Source organism: Streptomyces sp. NPDC053665 (genome assembly GCF_055585285.1).
Window position 1 is genome coordinate 1,545,658 of the sequence record NZ_JBVJKK010000001.1, and the last position, 26,893, is coordinate 1,572,550.

31 protein-coding genes and 2 pseudogenes are annotated in these 26,893 nt (G+C 71.3%); 31 read left to right on the forward strand and 2 right to left on the reverse strand.

What is annotated here, in order from left to right:
* Positions 1-190 precede the first annotated feature (190 nt).
* From ACZ6ZN_RS06735 to ACZ6ZN_RS06835, 21 genes and pseudogenes are all read left to right on the forward strand, one after another.
* Positions 191-1,333: an AAA family ATPase gene (locus ACZ6ZN_RS06735; protein WP_469643630.1), complete on the forward strand. Its 1,143-nt coding sequence runs from the start codon at positions 191-193 to the stop codon at positions 1,331-1,333.
* Entirely contained in the window at positions 1,330-3,120 is a 1,791-nt protein-coding gene (locus ACZ6ZN_RS06740; protein ID WP_469643632.1) for a vWA domain-containing protein, read from the forward strand. Before ACZ6ZN_RS06735 ends, ACZ6ZN_RS06740 begins: the two co-directional genes overlap by 4 nt.
* Positions 3,121-3,292: 172 nt before the next feature.
* Positions 3,293-3,784, forward strand: coding sequence for a hypothetical protein (locus tag ACZ6ZN_RS06745; RefSeq protein ID WP_469643636.1), 492 nt, complete (start codon positions 3,293-3,295; stop codon positions 3,782-3,784).
* Positions 3,785-3,884: 100 nt separating this feature from the next.
* Positions 3,885-4,322: a hypothetical protein gene (locus ACZ6ZN_RS06750; RefSeq protein ID WP_107475947.1), complete on the forward strand. Its 438-nt coding sequence runs from the start codon at positions 3,885-3,887 to the stop codon at positions 4,320-4,322.
* Positions 4,319-5,107, forward strand: coding sequence for a hypothetical protein (locus ACZ6ZN_RS06755; RefSeq protein ID WP_469643639.1), 789 nt, complete (start codon positions 4,319-4,321; stop codon positions 5,105-5,107). The genes ACZ6ZN_RS06750 and ACZ6ZN_RS06755 overlap by 4 nt, the downstream gene beginning before the upstream one ends.
* On the forward strand, positions 5,104-5,952 hold the full coding sequence (locus ACZ6ZN_RS06760; protein WP_469643641.1) for a relaxase/mobilization nuclease: 849 nt from the start codon (positions 5,104-5,106) through the stop codon (positions 5,950-5,952). The genes ACZ6ZN_RS06755 and ACZ6ZN_RS06760 overlap by 4 nt, the downstream gene beginning before the upstream one ends.
* Positions 5,953-6,002: 50 nt before the next feature.
* Entirely contained in the window at positions 6,003-6,671 is a 669-nt protein-coding gene (locus ACZ6ZN_RS06765) for a hypothetical protein (protein ID WP_469643643.1), read from the forward strand.
* 25 nt (positions 6,672-6,696) lie between these two features.
* Positions 6,697-7,455, forward strand: coding sequence for a hypothetical protein (locus ACZ6ZN_RS06770; protein ID WP_469643645.1), 759 nt, complete (start codon positions 6,697-6,699; stop codon positions 7,453-7,455).
* Entirely contained in the window at positions 7,452-8,111 is a 660-nt protein-coding gene (locus tag ACZ6ZN_RS06775; RefSeq protein WP_439454008.1) for a hypothetical protein, read from the forward strand. The genes ACZ6ZN_RS06770 and ACZ6ZN_RS06775 overlap by 4 nt, the downstream gene beginning before the upstream one ends.
* A 17-nt stretch (positions 8,112-8,128) precedes the next feature.
* Entirely contained in the window at positions 8,129-8,536 is a 408-nt protein-coding gene (locus tag ACZ6ZN_RS06780; protein ID WP_193458592.1) for a hypothetical protein, read from the forward strand.
* Positions 8,537-8,808: 272 nt separating this feature from the next.
* A complete protein-coding gene (locus ACZ6ZN_RS06785; RefSeq protein WP_127433504.1) occupies positions 8,809-9,192 on the forward strand; it encodes a hypothetical protein in 384 nt (127 codons plus the stop codon).
* Positions 9,189-9,992: an SPDY domain-containing protein gene (locus ACZ6ZN_RS06790; RefSeq protein ID WP_332056860.1), complete on the forward strand. Its 804-nt coding sequence runs from the start codon at positions 9,189-9,191 to the stop codon at positions 9,990-9,992. The genes ACZ6ZN_RS06785 and ACZ6ZN_RS06790 overlap by 4 nt, the downstream gene beginning before the upstream one ends.
* 26 nt (positions 9,993-10,018) lie before the next feature.
* Positions 10,019-10,372: a hypothetical protein gene (locus tag ACZ6ZN_RS06795; protein ID WP_168723761.1), complete on the forward strand. Its 354-nt coding sequence runs from the start codon at positions 10,019-10,021 to the stop codon at positions 10,370-10,372.
* A complete protein-coding gene (locus tag ACZ6ZN_RS06800) occupies positions 10,363-11,184 on the forward strand; it encodes an SPDY domain-containing protein (RefSeq protein WP_469643649.1) in 822 nt (273 codons plus the stop codon). Before ACZ6ZN_RS06795 ends, ACZ6ZN_RS06800 begins: the two co-directional genes overlap by 10 nt.
* A 239-nt stretch (positions 11,185-11,423) precedes the next feature.
* The gene (locus ACZ6ZN_RS06805; RefSeq protein ID WP_469643652.1) at positions 11,424-11,783 is read left to right on the forward strand and encodes a hypothetical protein; all 360 of its coding nucleotides are present in this window, start codon (positions 11,424-11,426) and stop codon (positions 11,781-11,783) included.
* Between the two features lie 2 nt (positions 11,784-11,785).
* Positions 11,786-12,562, forward strand: coding sequence for an SPDY domain-containing protein (locus ACZ6ZN_RS06810; protein WP_469643655.1), 777 nt, complete (start codon positions 11,786-11,788; stop codon positions 12,560-12,562).
* 91 nt (positions 12,563-12,653) lie between these two features.
* Positions 12,654-14,387, forward strand: coding sequence for a type IV secretory system conjugative DNA transfer family protein (locus ACZ6ZN_RS06815; RefSeq protein ID WP_469643997.1), 1,734 nt, complete (start codon positions 12,654-12,656; stop codon positions 14,385-14,387).
* A complete protein-coding gene (locus ACZ6ZN_RS06820) occupies positions 14,384-14,842 on the forward strand; it encodes an XF1762 family protein (protein ID WP_345626937.1) in 459 nt (152 codons plus the stop codon). Before ACZ6ZN_RS06815 ends, ACZ6ZN_RS06820 begins: the two co-directional genes overlap by 4 nt.
* Complete coding sequence (locus tag ACZ6ZN_RS06825) at positions 14,839-15,474, forward strand: hypothetical protein (protein ID WP_469643657.1); 636 nt, start codon at positions 14,839-14,841, stop codon at positions 15,472-15,474. Before ACZ6ZN_RS06820 ends, ACZ6ZN_RS06825 begins: the two co-directional genes overlap by 4 nt.
* Complete coding sequence (locus ACZ6ZN_RS06830; RefSeq protein ID WP_469643659.1) at positions 15,471-16,130, forward strand: hypothetical protein; 660 nt, start codon at positions 15,471-15,473, stop codon at positions 16,128-16,130. The genes ACZ6ZN_RS06825 and ACZ6ZN_RS06830 overlap by 4 nt, the downstream gene beginning before the upstream one ends.
* Positions 16,131-16,295: 165 nt before the next feature.
* Positions 16,296-16,466 (forward strand): annotated as a pseudogene (locus ACZ6ZN_RS06835) (transposase); the annotation flags it as partial.
* A gap of 90 nt (positions 16,467-16,556) precedes the next feature.
* Here ACZ6ZN_RS06835 and ACZ6ZN_RS06840 read toward each other — a convergent pair.
* The gene (locus ACZ6ZN_RS06840; protein WP_469644000.1) at positions 16,557-17,063 is read right to left on the reverse strand and encodes a hypothetical protein; all 507 of its coding nucleotides are present in this window, start codon (positions 17,061-17,063) and stop codon (positions 16,557-16,559) included.
* A gap of 518 nt (positions 17,064-17,581) precedes the next feature.
* Here ACZ6ZN_RS06840 and ACZ6ZN_RS06845 point away from each other — a divergent pair.
* The 10 genes and pseudogenes from ACZ6ZN_RS06845 to ACZ6ZN_RS06890 all read left to right on the forward strand — a co-directional run bounded on the left by ACZ6ZN_RS06845 (position 17,582) and on the right by ACZ6ZN_RS06890 (position 25,776).
* On the forward strand, positions 17,582-17,962 hold the full coding sequence (locus tag ACZ6ZN_RS06845; protein ID WP_469643660.1) for an SPDY domain-containing protein: 381 nt from the start codon (positions 17,582-17,584) through the stop codon (positions 17,960-17,962).
* Positions 17,963-18,015: 53 nt separating this feature from the next.
* Positions 18,016-18,306: an SPDY domain-containing protein gene (locus ACZ6ZN_RS06850; protein ID WP_469644003.1), complete on the forward strand. Its 291-nt coding sequence runs from the start codon at positions 18,016-18,018 to the stop codon at positions 18,304-18,306.
* Positions 18,307-18,493: 187 nt separating this feature from the next.
* Entirely contained in the window at positions 18,494-19,096 is a 603-nt protein-coding gene (locus ACZ6ZN_RS06855) for a hypothetical protein (protein WP_469643662.1), read from the forward strand.
* A 61-nt stretch (positions 19,097-19,157) separates the two neighbouring features.
* The gene (locus ACZ6ZN_RS06860; RefSeq protein ID WP_469643664.1) at positions 19,158-19,697 is read left to right on the forward strand and encodes a hypothetical protein; all 540 of its coding nucleotides are present in this window, start codon (positions 19,158-19,160) and stop codon (positions 19,695-19,697) included.
* A 92-nt stretch (positions 19,698-19,789) separates the two neighbouring features.
* The gene (gene trpA, locus ACZ6ZN_RS06865) at positions 19,790-20,530 is read left to right on the forward strand and encodes a tryptophan synthase subunit alpha (RefSeq protein ID WP_469643666.1); all 741 of its coding nucleotides are present in this window, start codon (positions 19,790-19,792) and stop codon (positions 20,528-20,530) included.
* Positions 20,523-20,981 carry a hypothetical protein gene (locus ACZ6ZN_RS06870; RefSeq protein WP_127433513.1) on the forward strand — a complete coding sequence of 153 codons (459 nt, stop codon included), beginning with the start codon at positions 20,523-20,525 and terminating at the stop codon, positions 20,979-20,981. The genes trpA and ACZ6ZN_RS06870 overlap by 8 nt, the downstream gene beginning before the upstream one ends.
* A gap of 52 nt (positions 20,982-21,033) precedes the next feature.
* Positions 21,034-21,957 (forward strand): adenine nucleotide alpha hydrolase family protein, encoded by a 924-nt coding sequence (locus ACZ6ZN_RS06875; protein WP_469644005.1) that lies wholly within the window; start codon positions 21,034-21,036, stop codon positions 21,955-21,957.
* Complete coding sequence (locus ACZ6ZN_RS06880; protein ID WP_469643669.1) at positions 21,954-23,225, forward strand: DNA cytosine methyltransferase; 1,272 nt, start codon at positions 21,954-21,956, stop codon at positions 23,223-23,225. Before ACZ6ZN_RS06875 ends, ACZ6ZN_RS06880 begins: the two co-directional genes overlap by 4 nt.
* Positions 23,225-24,343 carry a DnaB-like helicase N-terminal domain-containing protein gene (locus ACZ6ZN_RS06885; RefSeq protein ID WP_469643671.1) on the forward strand — a complete coding sequence of 373 codons (1,119 nt, stop codon included), beginning with the start codon at positions 23,225-23,227 and terminating at the stop codon, positions 24,341-24,343. The genes ACZ6ZN_RS06880 and ACZ6ZN_RS06885 overlap by 1 nt, the downstream gene beginning before the upstream one ends.
* Positions 24,344-24,408: 65 nt before the next feature.
* Positions 24,409-25,776: pseudogene (locus ACZ6ZN_RS06890) on the forward strand (SPDY domain-containing protein).
* 178 nt (positions 25,777-25,954) lie between these two features.
* On the opposite strand, the gene ACZ6ZN_RS06895 reads toward ACZ6ZN_RS06890, so the two are convergent.
* The gene (locus ACZ6ZN_RS06895) at positions 25,955-26,851 is read right to left on the reverse strand and encodes a DUF5655 domain-containing protein (RefSeq protein ID WP_469643674.1); all 897 of its coding nucleotides are present in this window, start codon (positions 26,849-26,851) and stop codon (positions 25,955-25,957) included.
* Between the last annotated feature and the right edge of the window lie 42 nt (positions 26,852-26,893).

Genomic DNA, 26,893 nt, shown 5'->3' on the forward strand with positions numbered 1-26,893 from the left:
CGCCGACGGTACGCCCCGGTTGGCCCGGTCGCCGATGTCGGCACAGCCCGTGATCCCCTCCGAGAGCGGCCGGCCTCTTTAGCGCATCGCCCACCCCGCCCCCACCCACACCTGTTGAAGGGTTCTCATTTTGACCACACCCGGGCCTACCAGATCAGCGCGCACCAAGGGCGGCGAACTACGGGCCAAGGTGGCCCGACTGCTGGCCGACCGGCCGACGGACAAGCTCACCATAGGGGACATGGCCAGGCAGCTGGGCCACTCCCATGGCGCCGTCCGCAACGCCGCCCTCACCCTGGTGCGACGCGGCGAGGCCGACCAAAGCGGGACCGGACAACCGCAGTTCCGCGCGAACGCGAAAACCGCCACAGCCGCGCAGAGGGCTGTGATCAGCCCACCGGGCACCCACTCTCCCCGCGCCCAGGCGGCCACGACCCGTACGACCTACACCGCAGCAGCCGCGCCCAAGCAGACCGGCCCGATCCGCCGCGCGGGGGGCCAGCTCTACCACCCCCGGGAGCTGGCCGATCTGCCCGACGTCGAGGCGTTGAACCGCTTGCGCGACGCCGACGTGCCGGTACTGCTCTACGGCCCTCCGGGCACCGGCAAGACGAGTTTGGTCGAGGCGGCGTTCCCGGACCTGCTCACCGTCGCCGGTGACGGCGACACCACGGTCGGCGACTTGATCGGCGAGTACACACAGGACGACGCGGGAGCCTACGTCTTCCAGTACGGTCCGCTGGTCACCGCGATGACCGAGGGCCGCGCCCTGCTGATCGACGATGCCACCTTGATCTCACCGAAGGTCCTGGCGGCGCTGTATCCCGCGATGGACGGGCGCCGGCAGATCCAGGTCAAGGCCCACAAGGGCGAGACCATCAAGGCCGAGCCGGGCTTCTACGTGGTGGCGGGCCACAATCCCGGCGTCCACGGGGCGGTGTTGACGGAGGCGCTCGCGAGCCGGTTCAGCGTGCAGATCCAGATCGGCACGGACTACGACCTCGCCCTGGCCTTGAGGATCGATGCCCGGGTGGTCCGGGTCGCCCGACACCTCGCCCAGCAGGTCGAACTCGGCGAGCTGGGCTGGGCCCCCCAACTGCGGGAACTGCTCAGCTACCAGAAGACCGAGGCCGTCCTCGGTACCAAAGCCGCGCTCGCGAACCTCGTCGGCATCGCTCCTGTGGAGGATCGCTACGCCGTCGCCGACGCCGTCACGAAGGCTGTCGGCATCAAGAAGATCGCACCTCTCACCCTCGGCAAGCAGCTCCCCGCCTCAGCCGCCCGGCAGCCTCCGGGCAGCACCGGCTCCGCACACCGGGGCCGCCCGCGATGAGTGCCCACCACCACATCCAGTCCACGCCGGAAGACGACGCCGACCTCGCGCGCTGGGACGACGACGGCGCCCCGCCCGCGCAACCCCGCTCCTCCCCGGCCGCGTGGCTGCGCGTGGGAGCCGAACTCGGCGACCGGCTGGTCGCCCTCTCCGGCCGCCAGGACCTCCTCGTCACCTGCCGCCCCGGCACGCGCAGCGGCGCACCGGCCGCGTTCTTCCCCACGCTGGGCGAGGTCGAGTTCGACGCCCGCCTGTTCGCACCCCTCCAGCCCCACGAGATCCATCCGCGGATCGTGGGCGACGAGGAGCGGTATCCCGCCGCTTGGGGCGTGTTCGTCCACGAGGCCGCGCACGCGGCCCACTCCGTCTGGACACAGCCTGCCGGAGCCAACCCCCGCGTCGTCGAGGCCGCGCTCCTGCTGGAGGAGAGCCGCGTCGAAGGCGCGCACCTGATCACGCGGCCCACGGACCGCACGTACCTGCGCACCAGCGCCCGAACCCTGGTCATGCCCGACATCGCCCACCCCACCCTCCAGGGCATCGAGCAGGCCGCCGCCGCGGCAGCCCTGATCCTCGGCCGCCGGGACGTCGGCATCCTGGACGCCGGCGAGACCCGGGCTGTCGCCGATCTGTGCGAAAAGGTGCTGGGCGCGCCCTTGCTGACCACCCTCACCCGCATCTGGACCGCAGCTCACCAGTGCGCCGACCACGACGCCACGACCATGCTCGCGCACGGTCAAGAATGGTGCGACGCTCTGGACGCCGCGGCCCCCGCCCTGCCCGTGCCGGAGGGCCTCTCCGATCTGCTGACCGGCGCCGTGGGGGTCGTCATGGACCACTCGGCAGCCACCGACGCGGCCGACCTCGCGGCACAGGACGCAGCGGCCAACGCCATGGCGTCGCGCTCCAAGGCGCAGGCTCAGGACCGCGCCCAGCGAGCCCGCCAGCGACGCAAAGCCGCCGCCACCGCCAAGTCGGTCTTCAACGCCCGTAGCACCACCGTCCACCCCGACGGCACACCGGCACCCTCCGGCAACCCCGTCACCGGCACCCGCAGGCCCACCGCCGCCGAGCAGAGTGCCGCCGCGCGCCTGAGCCGCGCCCTGCGTGCCGCCGCCTACCGCGAGCGGACCGAGGAACGGACCACCAGCCCCACCCCGCCCGGCCGCCTCAACATGCGCGCGGCCCTCGCCCGCGACGCTCAGCGCGCGACCGGGTCGGTCCCCACCGCAGAACCGTTCACCCACACCCGCCGCCGGAACTCCCCCACCCCACCACTGCGTGTGGGGATCGCCGTCGACGTCTCCGGCTCCATGCGCGCCGCCTGCAAGCCCGTCGCCTCCGCTGCCTGGATCGTGGCACGCGCAGCAGCCCTGACCGACCCCGACTCCCGTACCGCCACCATCGCCTACGACAGGCACCTGACCGCACTGACCCGACCCACCCACCGAGCACCAGAGCGCGTGACGACGTTCGATGCCACCGGCGGCCACCACAACCTCGCCAACGCCATCGACGCACTCGACCACGGCCTCGAACTCAGCCGCCCCGGCGCCGGCCGCCTCCTCGTGATCGTCACCGACGCCCACTACGGCAGCGCCGAAACCGCTCAAGCCGTCACCCGCATCAAGCAGCTCACGACCGCCGGCTGCGCCGTACTCCAGCTCACCCTCACCGCGGAATCCCGCCACTTGCCGCGGACCACCTTGCTGCACCTGCCCCAGCCCTCCAGCGCTCCCGCCGCCATCGCCAAGGCGGCCACAGACGCCATCCGCAGGACCCGCTGAGACGACGCAGAAGGCGAAAGCGTCCCCGAGACCACCGCCAAGCACTCCAGACCACCCCCGTCCGTCGCATGACTCGTGCAACCCCAACCGTCAACGAAAGGCACTCGATTTGAAGCCCCAGACCAGCAGCCCGACCTCGAACGTAACGCCCATCAAACGGAATTCCCCGGGGGTGCCTACGCACTGGACCGTGGAGCACGCCTGCTCCCACCGGGTAGATCACGACCTGTCCAACCGCCCCGCCGACAAGCGGGCCGGCTTCGCCCGTTGGCTCGCGTCGAAGGACTGCACCGACTGCTGGAAGGCGGCGCGCGACGCCGACTCCGAGTCCAAGGAGAAGTGGCTCGCGGAGAAGCGCGCCGAGGAGCAGGAGGCAGCCGCCACCTGGGCCAAGCAGTTCGACATGCCGCCGCTGGAGGGCCCGGCCAAGGCCCTGGACTGGGGTGAGCGCTCCCGCCATCAGCTGATGATGGCCGCGCACACCGCCCTGGTCGTCGAGGGCAGTTGGGACGAGGCGGACTGGGCGGAGCTGGAGGAGAAGGCCCGCTCCATAACCCGTGCCGGTTGGTGGATCGACCAGCGTGACGCCGAAGGCACTGACCTGCTCGAACTCCTCGACGCAGCCACCGAGGCGGACCGCGGGACGGAGAATCCGTTCCGCTGACGGCGGGGCAACATAGCCGGGAAACGCCGGTTAGCCAAACCGGCGTTCCTCCGGACTATTGATGCTCCCACCCCGACAGCCATCGCGTGGAAGGAACCGCGTGCTCCCTCCGTCCTGGGACCATCAGCCCACCCCCGTCACCGCCCTCACCCCCGACCCGCTCACTCCCACCCGAGATATCACTCACGCCCACTTTCAGGCCGGAGACACCGTCGTCGTCCTCAAGGGGGTGGCCGGCGGAGAACTGTGGGGAGACTCCATGCGCATCGTCGCCCCCTCCTGGCACACCCCCACCGACGAGGACGGATGGCGACTGCGTGACCCCACCGGGGGTGCCCAGTCCTACGTCACCGCTCACCCCCGCTACCTCGTGCACCTCTCGCGCCGCTGCCCGGACTGCCTGATCTACCTGCGGGCCATGGAAGACGCCCTCCTTACGCGGTTCGCCGGCCGCGACGAGCTGATCGACTGCGGCTGGTACACCACCACCGCCCTGGGCCAGCTCGTGCACACCGCAGACACCAGGGGCGGCCGGTGACTCCCCCCACGAACCGCCCCGACCGTGCCGCTGCCCTCCACAAGGCCAGGGCCCGCGCCACCGCAACTGCGGACGATCCTTCCTGGCCGCTGCACCTGGCCGAAGACCTCCACGGCATCCGGGCCGACTGGAAAACCTCAGCCGAGGTGTGCGCGGACGCCGCCTGGGCGGCACGGTCAGCCGACCGCAGCGTCCTGGGCTTGCTGTCCCCGGAGGATGTCCTCGCAACGAACCGCGATCCGATCACCACCCGCACCTTGGCGCATCTGTACCTGAGCGCCCTTCGGTTCGACTTCCGCTGCCCCACCCTCCAGCGCCTCGTCGAACAGCTCGCGCAGACCGCGCGTCAGCCGCTGGACTGCTACACCCGTGCCCTGTACGCCTTCGCGCTGCTGGGCCAGTCCCGCCCCGAGGGCCTGACGGTTATGGACGAGGTCCTCGCCGAGGCCGAGGAGCACCCCAAAACGCTGCACGTCCTGCTGCACGGACTGTGGCTCGGCCAGGACCTGGACCAGGGCGCGGAGCGTCTCCTGGCCCTCAGCTCCCGGCCCGCCCTCGCCACCGGCACCGATCCGATCGTCCTCTTCCGCGTGGCGGGTGCCCTGCGCCGGCTGGGCCGGTACGACGAGGGGCTGAGCGCCATCGACAGAGCGATCGACTGTCTTCCGCCAGGAGACATCTCGGTCCACGCCGACCTGGTGCGCGAGCGCTCGCTGCTCTGTGCAGCCCGCGACCTTCATCAGCACCGGTCGCCCACCCGCACGTCGAGCGGGGTGCCGTCGTGATCCCCCGCCTGCATGCAAGGGCCCACTCGCCGCGCGAGCCGCTTGCCGAGGCGCTCGGGCGGCCCCTTTCCCCGAACGAGGGCCTGACGGAGTACACCGTGGTCGCCCACTGGCCGGGCCTGGACTACTACACACCGGACGACGAGCAGAGGACCTGGACGTCCGTTGAGTGGGCCGAGCACCTCGAAGATCCTTACCTGGAGCATCCGTTCGCTGCCAGCCCGGACGACGACCGGCACGCGATCCTCCATCTCGACGTCCGGCTCCACCGGGACGACCGGGAGCTGACAGGTCCCGAGTGGTCCGAAACCGCCCACCGGTTCGCGCGGGCCGCTGGTATCGAGGTACCTGGCGCCGCAGAGCACGGGTGGCGGTGGATCGCTGTCCAGGGCCAGCCCGGACGTCTGGATCTGATCGCCAACCTGATCCACCTCGACGGCACCTGGCGCACCCCTCCCGCCGACATCCTGCGACGGCTTGCGGACGAAGCGCGCCGCATCGAGCAGGACCTGAACCTGATCCCCGTCCGCACCGGCACCACGCAGTGGTCCGCTGCCCGTACGGTCCCGACCGCATCGGCGCAGCTCGCGGGCGTCCTCGCGCAGCTCGCCGACGAACAGGTCGGCCCGCTGGCCACGGTCCGCGGACTGGTCGAGCACACCGCTTACCGAATCGCCCGCCAACCGGGGGCTGCCGGCACGGACACAGCGCACCGTCTGGAGCTGATCGCCCGCCGCCTCCACGCGATTCAGCAGGACCTGGACGCCACTGCGGCCCATCTGGCCCAGCCCCGGGCCGCCGCCGCACCGGCCGCGGCCCGGCGCACCGCCCACCGATCTCCGTAGGAGAAACGTCTCTTTGCCCCGCACCACCGGCCGCTTGCTGGACATCCGCCGTGACCCGCACTCCGGCGAACTCCTCGCCCGCGGGGGGCGACGCTGAGGCGCACAGCCTTCTCCAGCGCGGGGGATTCGTCGCGGTCGTCCGCCTCCACGAGAGCTACCACCGCGCCCCCGCCGGCCTGACCGAGGACGACGAGTCCCGTCTCGCTACCGATGCCGTAGGGCGCCTGCGGGCCGTCGGGTACCACGTCGACTGCGACGAGCCCTTCGACACCGAAGCCCGCCCCGCGGCCTATCCCACGCTCGGCGCCTCGGTCTCCCACCTCGCAGAACGCCTCCGCGAGGCCACCGACACCGCCGAGGCAGCCGACATCCTCACCGAACTCACCGCGCCCCACGACGGCATCCTCGCCGGGTTCGAGGAAACCCTCGGCGCCCTGGCGGAGTTCTTCGATGGGCTCGGCGACGCGAGCGATCCGTACACCGCCGGGCGCCTGCGCTACCTCGCCGACGCATACGTCCGCGTCATCCGCTCCGACCTCGCGCACACCCGCGAACGGCTGGCCGACCGGCATGCCCCTAACCCCGGACGCCGCGCCTGCACAGAGCAGGTCCCCGGCCATGAGCCCGAACGCTCCGCGGTGTGCGCCTGCCCGCCCCCGCCGCGTGCCCTGCCAGCCCCGGCACCGCCACCCGTCGGTGCCACCCGCCTGCGCCGCTGAGCCCCTTCAACTGCCCAAGGACACCATGCACGACCACGTCAACTCCGAGCGCCTTGCCTCTTACGCCGACGTCCTCGCCGGCGAACTCCCCGACACCTGGACCAGCACCCACCTGACGGGCGACGCCAAGGACGACCTCGCCGAACTCACCGACCGCATCTGGGACCTGGACCTGGTCGCCGCCTTGCTGGCCGAACACCCCCTGCAGCAGGCAGCCGTCCTCAGCCGCCCCGACGGCGCCCAGCTCGTCCTGATCGACCGGCACGACGAACGCGACGGCTTCCTCCTCGCCGCCGTCGCCCCGCACGCCCTGCCGGACGAGGCGTACCGCGGCGTCCCCGAGCCCAACGGCATCGCCCTGACCGACGACCCGTTCCTCGGCGCCGAGCAGGTCGCCGGCGATCTCCTCGTCCGCTACGACCGTGCGCTCGCCCAGGTCCGGCACAACGCCCTGGACGGCATCCAGCCCTCCCAGCCGGACCGGGTCGTCCTGACCTGGCAGCCGGACGGCAGCGTCGCCACCGCCCCCGCCGACGACCGGGCCGGCACCATCCTCGCCGCCCACGGCTTCACCCAGGACCCGCACAGCGGCATCTACCGCCTGAGTGGCGACGACACCCAGGCCCAGGCCCGCGCGCTGCGCGAGATCGGCCCGCAGCTCGACGCGCTCGGCATGGGCACCGCCCTCCAGCACCCCGCCGGACGCCACGCGCCCACCTCCGCCCCGGCCTCCATGCCGCCGGCCCCCGCCGGCACCCGCACACCCACCGCCAGGACGCGATGAACCAGACGGAGCCCGACTTCTGGGTCCTGGAGTACGTCACCATCACCAAGGACCCCCGCACCGGACTGGTCGTGGCCATCGGCGGCACCGAGCAAGCAGCAGACATCCTTCAGCGGACCGGCGGCTTCCTCACCTCTCCCGGACCCCGCGGGGACTACCACCGTCTTCCGCACGGCCTGCCCATCGAGCAGCAGCGCCTGAAGGCGACCACCGCCTCGCACGCCCTGCTCGCCGCCGGCCACAGCGTCCACCTCGACCCCGCCCTGAACATGCTGGCCGCCCCCGACGGCGACCGTGACGCAGCCCTGCGCTACCTCACCCAACTCGCCGAGCGGGCCTCGGCCGCCGAGACCAGCAGCGAGGTGGCCGAAGTCCTGACCGAGGTCGCGGCCCCCGTGCACGGGCTGCTGCCCCTGACCAGAGAAGTGATCGTCCGCGCCTGGATCGCCGCCAGTGATCTCCACGGCGCCGCGCCCGGCGAGGAACCCGAGCCCATCGCACGGCTCGGCAGCACCGCCAACTCCCTGAGCGAAGCCGCCCGCGTCATCCTGCACGCCCGCAACCACGCCGCCCGCCCGGCGCAGCCGCCAGCGACCGCACCGGCCCCGACATCGGCAGCGGGCCGTGCACCGTCCCCGGTTTCCCGCCGCCGCTGACCGCGGAGAAGAAACGTATGGCCAATCTGGCCGACGAGTACGGCACAGACGTCGAGATCTACATCAAGGCCCTGACGACCACCATCCACGCCGACACCCCCACCGGCGCCCCCGCCGGCCTCCATGACCTGCTGGAACAGCTCGGCCTCGAACGCCACGAATACCCCACAGGCGAGCCGCTCTACGTCTGGCACACCGTGCCCGATCACCTCGGTGCCGAGGAGCAGAAACACCTGGCGAACCGTGCCATCCCCGCCCTGCTCATGGCCGGATACACGGTCAACTGCGACCCCGAAGTCTTCGACGAGGCCCTCTACCAGCAGGCCGTGCACCGCCTCCAGGCGCGCGCGGCCCGACCCGCCCCGCAGCAACCGGCGCCCGCCAGTCCCCCCTCGCACTCCGCACCGGTCCGCCGCACCCCGTAAGCCCGGGCGGCCCCGGCACCACGCCGGGGCCGCCCACCCCCCGCCCGATTCCACGGAGAAACCCGTAGCAGAACGCACACCCGCACCGATCAGCCATCGGCTCAAACCCCGGCTCGCAACCGCCCTGTTCCGCCGCTATCTACGCGCCTGCATCACGGCCGGCCCCGACCGCGCCTCCCCACTGGCCGGCGCCGGCCCGCAAGCCGTCCCCAACGAGGCGCAACGCGTCGGGCAGCGCCACCACCACTGACCGTCCACACACCCGGAGGAGCATGTCCCACCCCGCCCCCTACCCGGTGGCACTGGCCGACGAGATCACCCGCCAGCTCGGCCAGCTCTCCGACCACCTCTCTCAGCTCCCCCCGCCCCAGGCAGCGCAGGTCATCGCCCGCGTCCTCGACCCCGACAACGGAGTCCTCGGCGGCGTCACTCACCTCGTCATCACCGGCAGCCACTTCGCCAAGAGCGAGGCAGAACGAGGCGCCCTGCCAGCGGAGGTATGGCTCGCCCTGGGCCGTGCCGCCAACGAACTGCACGACATCAGCCTGGACCTGGACGAGCACCAGGACCTCCTCCAGCACCTCGGCACCCGACCGGCCACCAGCGCGGCGAAGCCTCCGGCTCCTGCCCCGCTCGTCGTACGGCGGCGCCGGTGAAGAAGAAGCAGTGGCAGGGCTGGGGGCCGGGCGAGCAGGCCGAGCAGCACTACCTCGTCCAGCCCCGTGCCCTGGCCGGCGGCGGTGACGTCCGGCACGTCTCGGAGTTCCTGCGCGCCTCGGGCTGGCGGGAGAAGTCCAAGAAGGGCGGCCCGCTGCTCATGGAGAGCCCGGACCGCACCGTCCGCGTCGCCTACGACCCCTACATCCTGCCGGGCGGATGGACCATCCACGGCCGGGCAGGCGGCGCGACCGGTGAATGGTCTGCGCACCTGGGCCGGCAGACTCCGGTGGAGATCGTCGCCGGTCTTACCGACGCCCTCACCCGCCCCCGCTCCGCACACGCCCCTAACGTCTGGGCACCTCTGCAGGAGCAGAACTGGCACACGCGGTTCGAGGGCCAAGACTATTCGGCGAGCAGCCCCGACGGCACCGCGTGGATGCAGTACCGCCAGGGCGTCGATGGCTCGGCGATGTGGTGGACCGGAGCGCAGGACAAGCAGGGCAACGGCTGGACTGCCCACTTCACGCCGAACACGCCGATGCACCTGGTCCAAGCCTTCTCCACCGAACTTGCCGGCCCGGACCCGGTGATGCGCCCACGCGGACGTGTCCCGCACAGCGCCCAGATCCGGACCTGGTCGGTCTCCGTCAAGCCCTCCCAGCTCAGCGCCTGGCAGCAGGCCCGGATTACAGCTGCCCGCGCCGCCACCTGGGCCCGCAACAGCGCCCGAAGCGCCCGGCCCCGCACCACCGCCCGTCCCTACGCCCCGGCCGGCGGTGCCCGGACCCGCCGCTGATCGCCATCCCCATCTGAAGGAGCCCGATGCCTGCCCCCACCCCGGAAACCCTGCGCGCCCTGACTGAAACGCTGTCGGACGTCACCGAGTACCTGCGCGAGAATCCCGACCCCGATGAAGCCCTCGCCCTCGTCGAGCCGCTCCTCGACGAGTACACGGGCCTGCCCGTCCAGCTCGCCGACACGCTGCGTGCCCTCGCCCGCACCATCCAGGAACACCAGGCCATCCCGCGTACCGCGCACGTCAACGTCCTGATCGCCGAGCTGCGTTCAGCCGCCTGGGAACAGACCGACCAGCACACCCTCCACTACGTCCTGGACGAGCTGCGTGCGCTGCACGACGACGCCGAGAGCGAGCAGGGGTGCAGCCGGTGCCGTTGAGCGAGCGCCAGCTCGACGCCTTCGCCGACAAGCACGCCGGGCAGATCCCCTTCGACACCAGCCCCCGCCACCTCGCCGGCCCGGGCGACGCCCGTCACGTCACCCACGGCCTGGCCGCGGCCGGACGGGCCACGGTCTCCGACCCGCTCAGCGCCGAGATCGTGATGGCCAGCCCCGATCACCGCTACCGCCTGCAGTTCGACCCGCAGTCCGCCACCTCCGCCTGGTGGCGGCTGCGGGCCGCCCCCGGCGACAACGACCATGGCTGGTACGCCGAGTTCGGTGAACTCGTGCCGGCCGAGGTCCTCGCCGGCCTCACCGACGCCCTCATCACACCGCCCTCATCGCAACCGGACCCCTGGCAGCCCGTGACCAGCGCAGGCTGGCAGTACGAGGATGCCGGGAGAGCGTTCTCTCCGGACTCGCTGTGCCGGATCGAGCACCGCCCCATGAGTGAGTTCCATGAACGGCCGTCCTGGCACATCGAGGTCAGGACAAGCAGCGACGAATCATTCCCGGGCCCGCGGATCTGGCATGCCTTCCTCGACGAGCACGTTCCCGATCGCCTCGTAGGTGCCTTCCTGGGCGCGCTGGCCGACCAGAGCCCGCTGCAGCGCGGCATGTTCGACCGCACCGCCCACTACAGCGCCGTCCAAGAGCCGAGCCCGCTGCGCCCGCAGCAGGTAGTCGACGCGCACACCGCCCGGGTGAAGACGCTCCGCGCACAGGCCCGCGCCGTGCGCCGTCAGCAGACTGCCAACGCGACACCCCCGGCGCCCACGACCGCCGTCCAGTCGGCCGCCCGCCGCTGACCTCAAAGGATGCTCTCATCTCCCGCACCACGAACCACGGCCGCCGCACCTCGCTGCGGCGCCTCAATCGCTATCTGCGCCACAGTGAACGGATCCTGGCGTCCTGGGACGCTTTCACCGCGTTCAACACGGACCTGGACGGTTGGCCCTTCGACGAGGACGCCTACGGCCGCCGGGCCGCCGTCCGTGACGCGGACACCGCCGCAGCGTTCGACGGCATCCGTCCTGGCGCTCGCCAATTGCTGGCCACCGCCCGGCTCCAGCTCCAGCACCTGCCCGCACACCTCACGCGGGACAGCTGGCCCGGGCAGCTGACCATCCTGGAGGAGGCACTGAGCCATCTCGACGCCTTGGACGCACAGTGGCGCCAGACCCGGGCCCAGCTCCCCGAGGGCGCCGGTCCGGGCAGCGACGCGTACGTCGACGCGCTGGACGAGCACCACGCAGAGTGCTGGAGCTATCTGGACGACTGGGCCTGCCACGGCCGCGTCATCCTCGACATCCAGGCCGCCGCACGCCGCGCACCGTCCCGGCCGAAGCGCTCGCAGCTCCCCGCCCTGACGTCCCGGCGCAGCGGACACGGCGCGAGGGGGCGGTGACCATGCCCGAGGTCGCCGTCAACGTTGACATCGACTATGTCGCCCCGCGCCACCTGGCTGGCGGCGGCGATCCAGCCTGGATCACCGTCCCCCTCCACCGTGCCTGCGGCTGGAGCTACGGTCACGACCCCCTGATGCCTCGCGTTCTGCTTTCCAGCCCCGACCAGAAGGCCCTCCTGCGGCTGGAGCCTGACCCCGACGGACGGTGGTGGACTCTGCAGCACGCCCCCGCGCCGGACCGGCCCGCCTGGTTCGCCAGCTTCGATGCCCGCACCCCCGTCGAGATGATCGCTGCGTTCACCGACGTGCTGACCGATCCCACTGCCAATCAAGGAGACAACTGGGATCCGCAGGAGCCGCTTCTGACAGCGGGCTGGTCTCCGGCCTACAGCCACCACCGGCTGGCCTCACCCGACGGCACCGTCCGCGTCGAGGCCGACGAGGCAACCGGGGCCTGGTGGGTCGACACCGCCCTCCGCGACTTCCGGACTCTGCTGTGGCAAGCCCACTTCAGCGAGCACACCCCACCGCACCTGATCACCGCGTTCACCGCCGCGCTCACCGACCCCCAACCGGTGCCGCGCACCGCAGGCCCCTCCAGCCTCCCGACTCGCAACCCGGACCTCATCACCCTCTCGCACCGGGAAGTACCCGCCCAGCAGGTCGCCGGCGCCCTGGAAGAACGCGTCCGCTCCCTCGCCGCACGCCGATCCGGCCCGCCGGCGACGAGCACGCATCCTCCGCAACGGCCGCAGACCGAGCGCCACCGCCTGCGCTGATCCCTCCGTCCCCGCCTGGAAGCACCTAGCCCTTGCCCCCCCCTCCTCCTCCAGCAGCAACACCGACGGATACGACCTCGTCCTGCGCCTCCTGCTCGGCGTGGTCGCCGTCGTCGTCCCCCTGTCCCACCTGGCCTGGCTGTGCGGCAACCTCACCGCCTCCCTCGCCGGAGGCAGCTGGGCCCCCTACCAGCCGACCAACGCCTTGCTCCACCCCGAGCAGGTCTGGCCCGAGGCCGGGGAGAACGCCCTGCTCATCGGGGCACGCATCGTGCCCGTTCTGCTCCTCCTGGCTCTCGGGGGGACGGCGGTCGCCCTGTGGCTCCGGCACAAGAACCGCGGCGGCGGCCGGAAGAGGATCACCGGCATGGCCAAGGCCAGGGACATCGAGCCCTTGATGGCCAAGGCGATCACCGACAAAGCCCGCTCGCTGCGCCCGAGCCTGAAGGACGCCAAGCACATCGAAGCCCGCGACACCGGCATCCTCCTGGGCAATCTGCAGAACACCCGGCACGAGGTGCGCATGGGCTATGAGGATGTGGCCGTCGCCATCATGGCGCCCCGCTCGGGCAAGACCACCTCGCTCGCCATCCCCTCCATGCTCGCCGCGCCCGGCCCCGTCCTGCTGACCTCGAACAAGGCCGCAGGCGACGCATTCACCGCCACATACGAGGCCCGCTCCCGCGTCGGGCAGGTGTGGACCATGGACCCCCAGCAGATCGCGCACGCCGCACGCGAGATGTGGTGGAACCCCCTCGCCAGCGCGAAAACCCTGGACGGAGCGAACCGGCTCGCCGGACACTTCCTCGCCGCCTCGGTGGACGCCTCCCAGCAGGGCGACTTCTGGTCCAAGGCCGGCAGCAACATCCTGTCCCAACTGCTGCTGGCCGCAGCGCTCGACGAGCGGCCCATCACCGACATCATGCAGTGGCTCGCCTTCCCCGCCGACCGCACCCCGCTCGACATCCTCCGCGACCACGACTTCGCCGCCGTCGCAGCCCAGCTCAAGGGCACCGTCGAAGGACCCCCGGAGACGCGCGACGGCATCTACGAGACTGCCCGCCAGTACGCCGCCGCCCTGCTGAACAACGAGATCGCCGCCTGGGTCACCCCGCAGAAGGACGTTCCCGAGTTCCGCCCGTCGGAGTTCGTCACCTCCACCGACACGCTGTACCTGCTGAGCAAGGACGGGGGAGGCGGGGCCTCGGCACTGATCGCCGCGTGCGCGGACTCCGTCATGCGCGCGGCCACCGCCCAGGCCGAACGCGCCGGCGGACGCCTGGACCCGCCCATGCTGGCGATCCTCGACGAGGCCGCCAACGTGTGCAAGATCAGCGACCTGCCGGACCTGTACTCCCACCTCGGCTCCCGCGGAATCATCCCGATCACCATCCTCCAGTCCTACCGCCAGGGCCAGAAGGTCTGGGGAGACGCGGGCATGGACGCCATGTGGTCCGCCTCGACCGTCAAGGTCATCGGCTCCGGCATCGACGACTCCGACTTCGCCGACAAGCTCTCCCGCCTGATCGGCGACCACGACGTCGAGACCACATCGACCTCGCACTCGGAGTCCGGCAAGAGCACGTCGGTGTCGATGCGGCAGGAACGGATCCTGCCCGCCGACGCGATCCGAGCCCTGCCCAAGGGCACCGCCCTGTGCTTCGCCACCGGCATGCGCGCCGCCATGCTCGACCTGCGACCGTGGTACCGAGAGCCAGGAGCCGGGGAACTGTCCGCGGCGTCCGCCCGCGCGTCGAAGGCGATCACGGCTCGCGCCGTCGCGAAGCACGCGCCGACACAGTCCGACTTCGGGACGGCCGCGTGAGCGACATACCGCTGCACCTGGTGCCGGTCCGCTCCCGTGAGGCGAAGGACTTCGTGCGCACCTGGCACCGTCACCACCCGCCGCCCGCAGGACAGATCTTCGCGGTCGGCGCCGCCGACGAGAGGGGCACGCTGCGCGCCGTGGCCATCGTCGGCAGGCCGGTGGCCCGGCACCTGGACGACGGCGCCACCCTCGAAGTCACCCGGACCGCCACCGACGGCGCCCGCAACGCCAACTCACTGCTCTACGGGGCCGCGTGGCGGGCGGCGAAAGCCCTCGGCTACCGACGACTGGTCACCTACACGCAGGACGGCGAGAGCGGCGCATCACTGCGCGGCGCCGGGTGGCGCGTGATCGCCAGCCGGCCGCCCCGCGCCGGATGGCACACCCCGTCCCGCCCACGAGCCGGCCACGGCAACGACCACGTCACCCGCCTGCTGTGGGAAGCCCTGTGACCGAGCCCGTTCCTGCACAGCAACGGACCGAACATCTCACCTTGCCCCGTACCGCCCCGCGTCCTCCCGGAGTTGTCCTGCACACCGTCGACCTGACCGAACACACCCGCCTTCTCAGCGAGGTGGCCCCCGCCCTGAAGGAGCTGTCCGTGGAGGCGGCACGCATCCGGGAGGGCGAGATCGCCAAGCCCGTCCGAGAGATCGCACCCCTGAGCCTGCGGGTGCACGAGCTGGCGATGAAGTGCACGCGGCAGGTGCACGACCTGTCGGTCAGCCAGTACCCCGCAATGAAGGACGGGGCCGACAACCTGGCGCTCCTCGCCGGCGCCTGCTCCCAGATCTCACTGGCCGCCACCCTGTGCAACCTCGCCATCCATCACCGCACCGAAATCCTGCTGTACGAGGACGCCGATCCCACCCCGGCGACCAGCCGTGATCAGCTTCGCCGTGCCGGTATCGAGATGCAGCAAGCGGCCACCACTTATCGCGCCGTAGCGCGACGGCTCTCCCGACGCCTCGCCTCATTCTCGGCGCGCGCTGAAGACCGGCAACTCATCGCCGAGGCCCAAAGGCCCAGCCCGCAGAAGGCGCCCTCCACACCGCCCGTGCTCGCTGCCCGGCGCCGCGTATGACGACGCTGCCCGAGGACTTCCTGTTCGACGTGGCCGCCCCGCCGACGCCGGTTGAACGCCTGCTGCTGCTCGCAGACCAGTACGTGCAGCACAACGACATGCTCGACCGTCTCCTGCGGGCCCATCCGCCATCCGAGCCCAACGCCCACGCCGCCTCCGCCCAGCGACTCGCTTCTGCGACCCGCACCGCCCTCAAAGCGGTCACCGACGTACGCCTCTTCCGCAGTCCCGACCTGTCGGACGCAGTGGTCCGCCTTGAGCAGCTCGCCTTCCTGAGCAGTGCCTCCGCGGACCAGCAGCTCCCGATGGCACGCACTCTGACGGCCTTGGCACCCGAAGCCACGATGGGCTGCGCCAACACCCTCGCCTACGAAATCCGACGCCGCGGGGGGACGGCAGCAGACGACGGTCCGGAGCACAGCCTGACCGCCGCTCACCACACCGCCCTGTGGGAGATCGCCTGCGGGAACGTGGTGGTCACCAGCTCCCTGGGACGGCAAAACGTCCACTACCGCGACGAGCGCGTGCTCCTGGGCACACTGCGGGCGTTTGACTGGCTGTTCCCTATCCGTTCGCGTGCTCGTTCGGCCTCGAACAGGGCCCTGGATCGGGTGAGATTGCTGGTGCCGAGGCATGAGAGAAGGGCCTCTTGGTAGCTCGCGGATGTCGAGTCCAGCGAGGAGCAAGAGGCCCTGTTGTCGAAGTGTCGCGTGGTCACGGTCGCCGGGTCCAGTCCGGCCACTCCTGGGTGTGACTGTCTCGCCCACAGGTTCGGGAACGCAGCCGACAGGCCGGAGCGCCAGCCCCGGTACGGCTCGGACATGAGCGATACCGAGTGGGCTCTGGTGCGGGATCTGCTGCCGGTGCCGGGATGGCTGGCCGGCCGGGGCGGGCGGCCGGAGGGCTACTGCCACCGGCAGATGATCGACGCGGTGCGCTACCTCGTCGACAACGGCATCAAGTGGCGGGCGATGCCCGCCGACTTCCCGCCCCCTGGTTCCTGCGCAGCCGGCGCTTGGTCCGTGATTACGAACGGCGCACTGACACCAGCGAAGCGGTAGTCCTGTGGTCGATGACCACCCTCATGAGCCGCCGCCTGGCCGCCCGGCAGCAAAGCCCTGCTCCGCCGCGGGCAGCGTGAACCTGCCCGGTTTCCCCTCGACCAGCCAGCCCCGTTCCACCAGCCTCTTCAGCCGTGCCCTGGCACCCTCGACGCGGGAGGCGGACGCACTGTCCCAGCCCAGCACCACCGCCGCCCGCCGAGCGCCGAGCCCGTCGCCTCCCGCCTCCAGGGCGGCGGCCATCAACGCCTGGTAGTCCACCGACAACACCTCGGTCCCGTGGGCGTTGTCCCGGTGGGGCACCGCCCGGCGCGGCCCCACCGGCTTCTTCTGTAGTGCTCTGCCGACCACCACGTCGGGCGCCTCCTCCTCGGCCAGCGCCTCCAGATACTGCTCCAGGCCGATCACCCGACGCCTGAGCACCTCTTCCGCCTCCACCAGAGCCGCCCGCACCCGCTCCAGCTCGGCTTCGAGTTCCTCCACCCGCACCGCCGCGGCCTTCTGCCGCGCTTCCAACACCGCCCGCATCGACGGCATCCGCCACCCCCCACGCCATCTCGATCAGCAACGGACCGAGACTCCCGCGCCAGCCGCCATGCCATGCCGGACCAGCGGAAACTGCACACGAAGTTCGGAAAGAGAACGACCTCTGAGGCAAAGGGGCTCGCGGAGCGCGTTCCGCAGTCCGCGCCTGCCGCCTATGTGGGCGGCCCGCTCCAGGACCGAGTCCGCCTCACTCCCGCCGGCACCACCGCGCTGGCCACAGCCATCAGCCTCCCGCCCACTCGCAGGGCGCCCGGCACGACGCCCGCGCCCGCACCCACCGCTGCGAAGACGGCCGCCCGCAGCCGTTAACTGACCCATCGGAGCCCACAGCAGCCTTTGACCTCGCACAACCGCGCCCAACACCCGGATCCACCCCGCGCCCGGGTGGACGGATACGAGGCCCCGCCCGCACGCGTCCCAGACGTCTCCTGCACACCGGCACCGACGCGCTGCACCCGATCAGTCCTGGCCCACTGCCACCTGCGGTACAAGGCCCGGCGGTGAGGCCCTTCGCGCCCCAGGACCGGGTCCTGGTCTCCCCGCGCTATCTGGCGGGAGCGGGCATCGACCGGCTCGCCGATGCGATCGGCCCGCTGGTCCACCTCTTCGGCTGGCAGAGCGAGCACGATCGCGCAAGCGGACGCATCAGCGTCCACAGCCCCGACGGCAGCCTGTTCGTCAACTTCAACTCCCGGCATACGCACGGCCACTGGTGGTCCCTCGCGCACCACGAGCCGTACTGGGAAGCCCGCTTCACCCGGCAGACCCCGATCGAGGCCATCGCCGCCGTCACCCAGGCTCTGCCCCAGCTGCTCGGCGACGACCGGCACATCGACCGGATCCCGCTCACCACCACCCCCTCGCGCAGATCGCCGAACTGAACCACTGGCACCGCGAGGAAGACACGTTCACCTCGCCCGACGGCCACTGCCACCTGCAGCACACTCCGGCGGAAAAGACCCCGTGGCGCTTCCGGCACCACGTGTACGACGGCTTCGACACCCACTGGGACGCCTCCTTCACCCAGGACACCCCCGAGCGGCTCGTCGCCCAGTTCTTCACCCATCTCGCGACGACCACCCCGGTCGAGCGCACCTTCCGTGACGTCCCCTACCTCGTGCAGAACCTGGACGACGCGCTCATCACCCCCGTGCACCGAGCCGCCGTGAACCCACACGTCCACCACGCCGGCGCCCAGCTCGGCCGCGTCGTACACCGCCGCTGACACCGGCCTCACCGAAACCCGTCATCCCCAGCTGAACGAGCCGACTGGGCCGGCCGAGCACCTCCTGCTCCTCGCCGGCTACTTCACCCGGCACAACGCCGCCCTGACTCGGCTGCACGTACCCGTCCGTTGCCGCGAGCGCACTGCCATTCCTCCCGGCCTGCACTTCCGAATCCCTTGGACCACCGTGTCACTCCTGGACATCCCAGACGTATTCATCGGGTCCACCGACGACGGCCACACCTTCGTCATCCTCAACCGCCCCATCCGCGACGCCGACCGGCTGCTCACCGACGCCGGCTTCCTCCCTCGTGAACACCACGGCCGCAGGCTCCACCTGCTGCCTCCAGGCATCGCGCAGGACGTACACGAGCGCGCCGGCGTGGCGATGTACGGGCTCTTGGCCCACACCCACGACCTCGTCGACCTTTCCTGGACCACCCGCTGGAGTCCCGACCAGCGGGCAGGCGGCCCAGACCTGCACTTCCAGGTCAGGGACGGCACGGTTGCCGTGACTGCCTCGACCACCGCCACCCGGTTGCTGCTGGAGCAACACGGCTTCGTCCCCACAGCAGACGGCGCGTCCTACCGCACTCGGGACGGGCTGGACGAGCGCCAACTGCTCAGCGCCGTCACCGCTGCCGAGGCACACGCGTACACCCACGGTCTCAACGCGCGTGTCCACCTGGGCATCCCCACACCAGCCGACATCCCCGCCAGCACCCGCCGCCGCTCAGCTCACGCCACCGGTCCACGAACCACACCATCGGCCCCTCGCCGCACCCGCTGACCACCCCAACGCATCCAGCACCGCCATCCGAGGAGCTTCCACGTCCTCCAACACCCCCACCGTGCATGATCTCGACCGTGCCCTCGCCGACCAGCTCCACCCCGGTGCCGCTCCCCGGGACGTGACCGTCAGCTTCGGCGCCCGCCGGCAAGCCCCCATCGAGTACCGCAGCCGCGGTCGGGGCGGACCCGTGACGGTCTACGCCCACACCCTGCACGCCGCCCTCTACGACCTTCCCACGCCCGACGAGTCGCTGCCCACCGCCCTGGACGCGCTTCTGCAAGCCACACACACCGCGACCGCCCCGGAACAGAAAACCGCCGTCCTGCGGCAGGTCGCCGAGCAGCTGCGCAACGCCGCCGAGATCATCCAGCGCTACCAGTACCGAGCCCAGTGGGACCGGTTCCCCACCGATGTTGCCGAGCAGCTCGCTACTGCTCACGACCAGGCCCGGCAGATCGCCCAGGCCCTCGACCGCGTGGCCCCCGCCTTCAGCCACCAGCCCACCACGGACACCACGCCCCGTGCCCGGGCCGCCCACGGCCAGAGCGCCACCACCCTCGTAACCTCCCCGCCTTCACCGGCCCCACGCCACCGCTGACCTGCCGCGACAGCGCCCTCCGAGAAAGACATCTCCTGGCCACCACCGACTCCCTCCAAGCTCTCCTCGCCCAACCCCGCTGCGCGCTCGGCGTGTTCGTCCCCGCCGGACTGCATCCGGCCCGCGCCGAGCGCCGTCAGCTCGACCAGATCGCCCGAGCCGGCGCCGACCTGTTCGAGATCGGCCTCGCCCACCATGACGCCGGCCTCGACGGGTCCATCATCCAAGCCGCCTACCGCCGCGCCCTGAGCCGCGGAAACGTCCTCGCCCGCGCCCTGCGCGCGGTCGAGCACGCCGCTGGCCTTCGGCCGACCGTCGTTATGACCTACTGGGATCCAGTCCACCGGCACGGCCCCGAACGCCTGGCCCGGCTGCTCGCTGACGCGGGTGCCGCCGGGGCGATGGTCGTCGACCTGCCCGACGACCAGGCAGAGCGCTGGCAGGCCGCAACGAAGGACGCGAACCTCTCCACCCCACGCCTCGTCCCGCGCCACCTCGCCGACACCGGTCTCGCCACCGTGGCCGCCGGTGCGTCGGGATGGCTCTACGCACCCGCCAGCACCGGCCCCACCGGCTACCGCGGCCCGCTCGACGTGCCCGCGCTCGCCGACTTCACGACACGCCTTCGTGCCGCGAGTCCCCTGCCCGTCGTGTCGGGCGTGGGGATCTCCACCCCGGCCCTCGCGGAACGCGTGGCGCCACTGGTGGACGCCGTCGTCATCGGCACCCCCGTCGTCCGCGCCCTGATGGCCTCCCCCGAGCAGGCCCCAGTGCTCACCACCGCGTTCGCCCACGCCCTGTACCCGTACGCCACCACGGAGACCCGTGCCTGACCCCGCCGACCCGGCCCCGGTCCTCGCCCGCATCTCGTCCGACGCGGCCTCGCTGCACCAGGCCCTGCATTTCCTGCCCGCCGAACGAGGCGCATCCGCATCCACACTGGCCGCGCGCCTCACTGACGCCCAGGACCTCGCCGGCACCGCTTTGCGGCTGTTTCTCACCCTCAGCCGCCAGACGACGCGGCCCTCCCCTCCGGACCTGCTGCTCCTTCACCGCGTCGCGCAGATCGCCAAGGCCGCCCAGGACGCCGCCGCCGAACTGACGGCTGCTCTTGCCCGCGCCGTGGAGAACCAGCGCCGCCAGGCCGCCGCCACATCACGGCGGGTGGTTCTGATCGGGCCGACACCGCAGCAGTTCATCGAGTCGGCCACCGACCTCGTCGACCGCATCCCCGCCCTCTGCGACGCCGTATCCCGCGACCGGCCGCAATCCCCCTGCCGCTGACGCGACCGCGATTCGAGCACTCCCTCCCCTTTCCCTAAACCCAGGACAGACCATTTCAGATCAGCCCCGATTCCGCGCCCTCTCCCTCGGTGCGGGAGTTCAATCCAGCACGCTCCTTGCCCTGTCAGCCGAGGGCATTCTCCCCAGGGTCGACTATGCGATTTTCGCCGACACCGAATGGGAACCCGAAGCGGTTTATGCACACCTTGACCGCCTGGAAGAAGAGATAGCCGCCCCCGCCGGGATACCCATACTGCGCGTGTCGGCCGGAAATATCCGAGACGACGCCCTGAACCCGGATCACCGGTTCGCCTCCATGCCGCTCCACATCCTCAATCAGGACGGGCGACCTGGGATGACCCGGCGGCAGTGCACCGGCGAATATAAGGTCAAGCCAATCAAGCAGAAGGTCCGCGAACTGCTCGGCTACCCCTATCCGGCACGCATCCCAAAGGGAGTTTTCGTCGAGCAATGGGTAGGAATCTCCACGGATGAATTCCACCGCGCGAAGGACGCGGACGTCAAGTACATGCGTAACCGGCATCCCCTTCTGGACATGTCCTGGAGCAGGGCCGACTGTGCGCGCTACCTGACTTCCCTCGGTCTCGCCGATACCCCGAAATCGAGTTGCCTGGGATGCCCGTTCCATGGAAATGCGCAGTGGCGGCATATCAGGGACACATCTCCGTCCGAGTGGGCGGACGTCGTCGAATTCGACACGGCCATCCGGCAGGGCAACGCCCGCGCCAACGCCACCGGCAACAGACTGCTCGGCGAGGCGTTCCTGCACCGCTCCCGCGTCCCGCTCAGCGAAGCCCCCATCGATCACGTCACCGCCGCCGAGCGGGCCGCCCTGCGGATCAGCGCGGACGAGGCCGACGTCCTGGAGAACGGTGTCGAGGACGGCTGCTCGCCCTGGGCGTGCCGGGGCGACGCCGACGCGCTGACGCAGGACGACTTCGGGCTGGCCACGTGATACTCGACCTCTTCGCGGGGCCGGGCGGCTGGAGCAGGGCACTGCACGTCCTGGGCGTGCGCGACGTCGGCCTGGAATGGGACCCGTGGGCATGTAAGACCCGTGCTGCGGCGGGGCAGTTGACCATCCGGTGCGACGTGGCGAGGTATCCGGCCTGGCCGTTCCTCGGCCGCACCCGCGGTGTGATCGCTTCGCCGCCGTGTCAGGCGTGGAGCATGGCCGGCAAGCGCCTCGGCCTGGTCGACCAGCCGCTGGTGCACGCGGCGGTCGAAGACCTGGCCGCCGGGCGCGACACCCGCGAACGCCTCCTCACCGCCTGCCGCGACGAGCGCTCCCTGCTCGCCGCCGAGCCGATGCGCTACCTGCACGCGCTGAACGCGGTCGGCGAGCCCGACTGGTTGGCCATGGAGGAAGTACCGGACGTGCTGCCCTTGTGGAAGCAGTACGCGGCCGTCCTGCGCGGGTGGGGGTTCTCCGTCTGGTACGGGATCCTCAACGCCGCCGACTTCGGCGTCCCGCAGACCAGGAAGCGGGCAATCCTCCTGGCCTCCCGCGTCCGCACGGCGCAGCCGCCCACGCCCACGCACGCCCAGCTCGCCGAGCCGGAATCGCTGTTCGGTCCGGGCCGTGCCCGCTGGGTCAGCATGGCCGAAGCCCTGGGATGGGGCGCGACCGACCGGCCCGTCCCCACCGTCTGTGCAGGAGGTGGGCCTGGCGGCGGCCCCGAGCCGTTCCCGTCGGGCTCTCGCAAGACGCTGTCCGACGCGCGGGAGCGCGGCACCTGGATGCCGCGGCCGGACGGGGTGGTTCTGCAGTCCCGCCGGGAAGGCGCGGGGTGGGCGGCCCGGCACGGCACGCGCGAGAATCGTGCGTCCGACGCTCCGGCGCCCACGTTCACCGCCGAGGCGCACCGCTGGTCCTGGTCCCTGCGCAGCAACAACCAGGCCAACGCCACCGTCCGTCCGCTGTCCGAGCCGGCCGGCACGCTGTTCTTCGGGCACCGCGCCAACGAGTGCACCTGGGTCGCCGAACCCGCCACACCTTCGGCCACGGACACCGATGCGCCGGCCGTTCCCGAGCCGATCCGGATCACCGCCCGCGAGGCGGGCCTCCTGCAGACCTTTCCCGCCGACTACCCCTGGGCCGGCAACAAGGGCCAGCAGTTCTCCCAGATCGGCAACGCCGTTCCCCCGCTGCTCGCCGGCCACCTCCTCGCCCCGCACCTCGGCGTCACCCTCGACCCCGACGACTTCACCCTCGCCGCCTGATGCCCCACACCCCCGAACCCGACGAAGACAACGTCGACACCGTCACACCGCCCCAGCCGGTATTCCACGTCGAGCAGGCCCTCCTGGGGGCTCTCCTCCTCGACCCGCACCGCCTGGACGACGTGAACGGCATCGCCGCCGACTCGTTCTCCACCGCCGCGCACGCCGCCCTGTATGCCGCGATCAGTACCCTGCCGCGGCCCGACCCCGCCGAGCACGCGAAGAACACCACGTGGATCGACCGCGTCCTCGCCACCGCCCTGGAGGAGGCGCGCGGACTGACCGCCTCCTACCTGCACGCCCTCGTTCAGGTCTGCCCCTGGCCCCGCCACGCCCCCGCGTACGCCCGGATGGTCGAGGCCGAGCACGCCCGCCGTCGCCTGCTGACGGCCGCCGAACGCCTCGTCCACACCGTCCACGACGCCTCCCTCCCGCACCCCGTCCAGACAGCGCTCGCCGAGGCGGATGCACTTGCTGCGGTCGTGGACGACATCGCGAACCGCTTCCCCCCGCGCTCCGGTGCCCTTCCCCGCACCCCGGCACCACCTCCTCCCACCGCCGCCGACGACACCGAGGCGGTCGAGGAGGAGCAGCTCCTGCTCGCGACCGCCACCGCCCGCCCGGACGACATCGACGCCGTCCGGTGGCTGCTCCCCGACGACCTCACCCTGCCCCTGCACGCCGGCCTGTGGCAGTGCCTGACCACCCTCGCCCGCCGCGACGAGCCCATCGACCCCGTCACCGTCCTGTGGGAAGCCCAGCAGCGCGGCCTGCTCGACTACGGCCGTGAACCAAGCGAGGTCCTGCGCATGCTGGCCGAACCCGCCGGATCCGTCGAGCACTGGGCCGAACGCGCCCTGCGGCGCTCCCTGCTGGCAACGGCCGAACACACCGGACGGCGCGTCGAGGCGTACGCCGGCGACTCGGCGAACACCCCCTTCCAGTTCGTCGCCGGGGCCCGTCGCGCTCTCGCTGACATCGCCGCCGTCCGCACCCGCTGGCAGCACGCCGCCGGAGCCACTCCGCCGCAGCAGCGGCGAGCGGCCCCTGCCACCCGCGCCGGCCCGCCGACCACCACGGCCGCACACGCCGCCCGGCCCACACGAGCAACCCGATAACTCCCGATTACGCCGGTGGCCGGGCCCGCGAGTCCGGCCACCGGCAGAACGGATGAGACCCCCACGTGACTGCCTCCATCGACGCCCATGTCCGCCTCGACACCCACCCCACTCACCCGAGCGCCGTGCAAGCCCACCTGACCGGCACCCAGGCCCACGTCGCCTCCACGGCTCTGGAGGCTGCCGGCTGGAGTGCCGCCGCCACAAACGTCCTGGTCCTGGCCCGCATCGATCACGAGGAGCCCTACTGGGCCGCCGACGCCGCCCAGCACCTGACCGCCGAAGGGCCACCGTCGAGATCACCCCACGGCTCCAGGAGGCCATCGACGAGGAATGGACCTGGCCGAAGTACCCGATGCCCTGGTGCACGCGCAGCGAAATCCGCGAGGTCTCCCAACCATGCGCAGAAGATCCACGACGACATCCGCAACGGCCACCTCCTGATACACGCCCACGCCCACGACGGCCACACCACCGTCGCGGTCGGCACATACCTCCACCAGGGCGGCAAGACCGTCTACCTCCACGGCGAGGACCATCTGCGTCAGATCGCCGACACCTTCGACTCACCCGCGGAAGCACTGGTGGCCTTCGAGAACGCCCACGCGGCCGAAATGCGCCCCGGCCCAGCGCCCCTGACCGACACCGAACGCGCCGCCACCGCAGCGCGTTCCGTCTTCGACATCACCACAGCCAAGCCCGAACCGCCCCGCCCCCAGCTGGAGGCCGTCCCCATCTACCTGGCCGATGCCGACGACCACGACGCCCTCCTCGACACCTTCCTCGACACGCACGGCGAGTTCGAAAAGTGGCGCACCTGGTCCGATGAAACGACCCACGCCATCCACGAATCGCAGACCCTGCGCATCGAACGCGTCCACGAAACCCAGGCCCGCGAGACCGCCTGGACCGTAGCCGCCTACGAAACGCCTGTCTCCGACCGCATGTGGCACCTCACCGCGAGCGGCGCCACCCCCGCCCCAGTACTGCAGAATCTGCTGAACCACCTCGCCGACGGAGACGGCTGGGACACGGTCATCGGCGTCCCAGTGGGCGAGAGGACGGTCACCACAGCCACGCAGCCGCTCACTGAGGCCGGGTGGAAGCACACCCTGACAGGGCACGGGATCCGGTGGACGTCCCCCGACGGGCAGGCAGGCGTCCGGTTTGACCCACTGACCGCGCAGGCCCCCCAGAGCCCAGCCACCTGGACCATCTGGGCCGGCCCCGACCCGGACCGGCCCACCTGGGCCATCACCGCGTCCCCGCACACCCCGAGTTCGCTACTGGCCGACCTCTCCGAAACTCTCGCCCACGAGACCGGCACACGCCAGCCCCAGCCGGGCCGCCGCGATCACAGGACCCGCCTCGCAGCCAGTGCGCCGGCGGCTCCGGCGGTCACGTCCGGCCGACCCGCCAGCCGTTCACGCTGATCATCACCCCCGCACGAGCGGGGCAACATAGCTTGGGATCGCCGGTTGGCCAAACCGGCGATCCCACGCACCATAGATAGTCCACCGCCACGCCCTGCCCGCACGTCGAGAGGCTCCTCCCACGACCGCAGACACCACACGTAGCGCAGCCCGTCACGAGGCCGGGAGCGCCGGGCGATCACGCCGCCGCGTAGCTCGCCCGGAACAAGTCCTGCGCCCGCTCCACGTCCCTCAGCGTACGGAGCTGGACCTCCAGATCACCCGTGCCGTGGTGACCGAGACCGGACACGTCCCGAGTGAAGCCCGGAACAAGATCGACGTTCTTCGGATCGACCTTCAGATAGACCAGCAGCTTGCTTCGCTGCGGCGGGCACAGGCAGGCAAAGTTGCGCAGCCGCTGATACGCCCGATAGGTCTTGCGCTCCACCCGGTTCACACCATCCCCGAGCCCGAGCAGGACCTCGTCGACCGCACCCGCCAACTCGCGCATCGCCGCGCCCTGGACATCAGCCGCCGACTGGGCAACCGCCTGGCGCCGTGCCCGGCGGGCCACCTGCACGCCGCCGCTCACGGAGGCCACGGTCTCAAGCCCGAGCAGGTCCCTGCCGAAGAGTCGGTAGCGAACCAGGTCGATCGACCTCCGGTGCTCGCGCACGGCATGCACGTCGTAGCGGGTGAAGTCGCCGGCGATGCAGATCAGGCGTGGTCCGCTCCACAGGACCTGGGACGCGGCCGTCACCCCGAGCCGGTCGCGGACCAGGTGCTCGAACTCCGCCCGGTGGTCCATCAGCCAGGCCAGGTAGAACAGGCCCTGGTTGACGACGCCGGCGTCCGTGCCGCGCTTGTACTCAATGATGACCGGCGATCCGTTCTCGTCCAGCCCGAGCGAGTCGATCCGGCCCCCGTGGGCGGGCCCCGTGCTGTACTCGCTCGCCAGGAAGCGGACGCCCAGCAGCGTCTCCATGTGCGCCTCGACGAGAGCCTGCACATCGGCCTCGATCTCAGCAAGACGCGGCATGACCTCCGTCATGCCGCTGTTCGTCGTGTCCGTGCGGAACAGCTTCAGGCCCGACACCTTCCCCTCCTCGGCTCGGTGATCACCAACGCCGACGGGGTG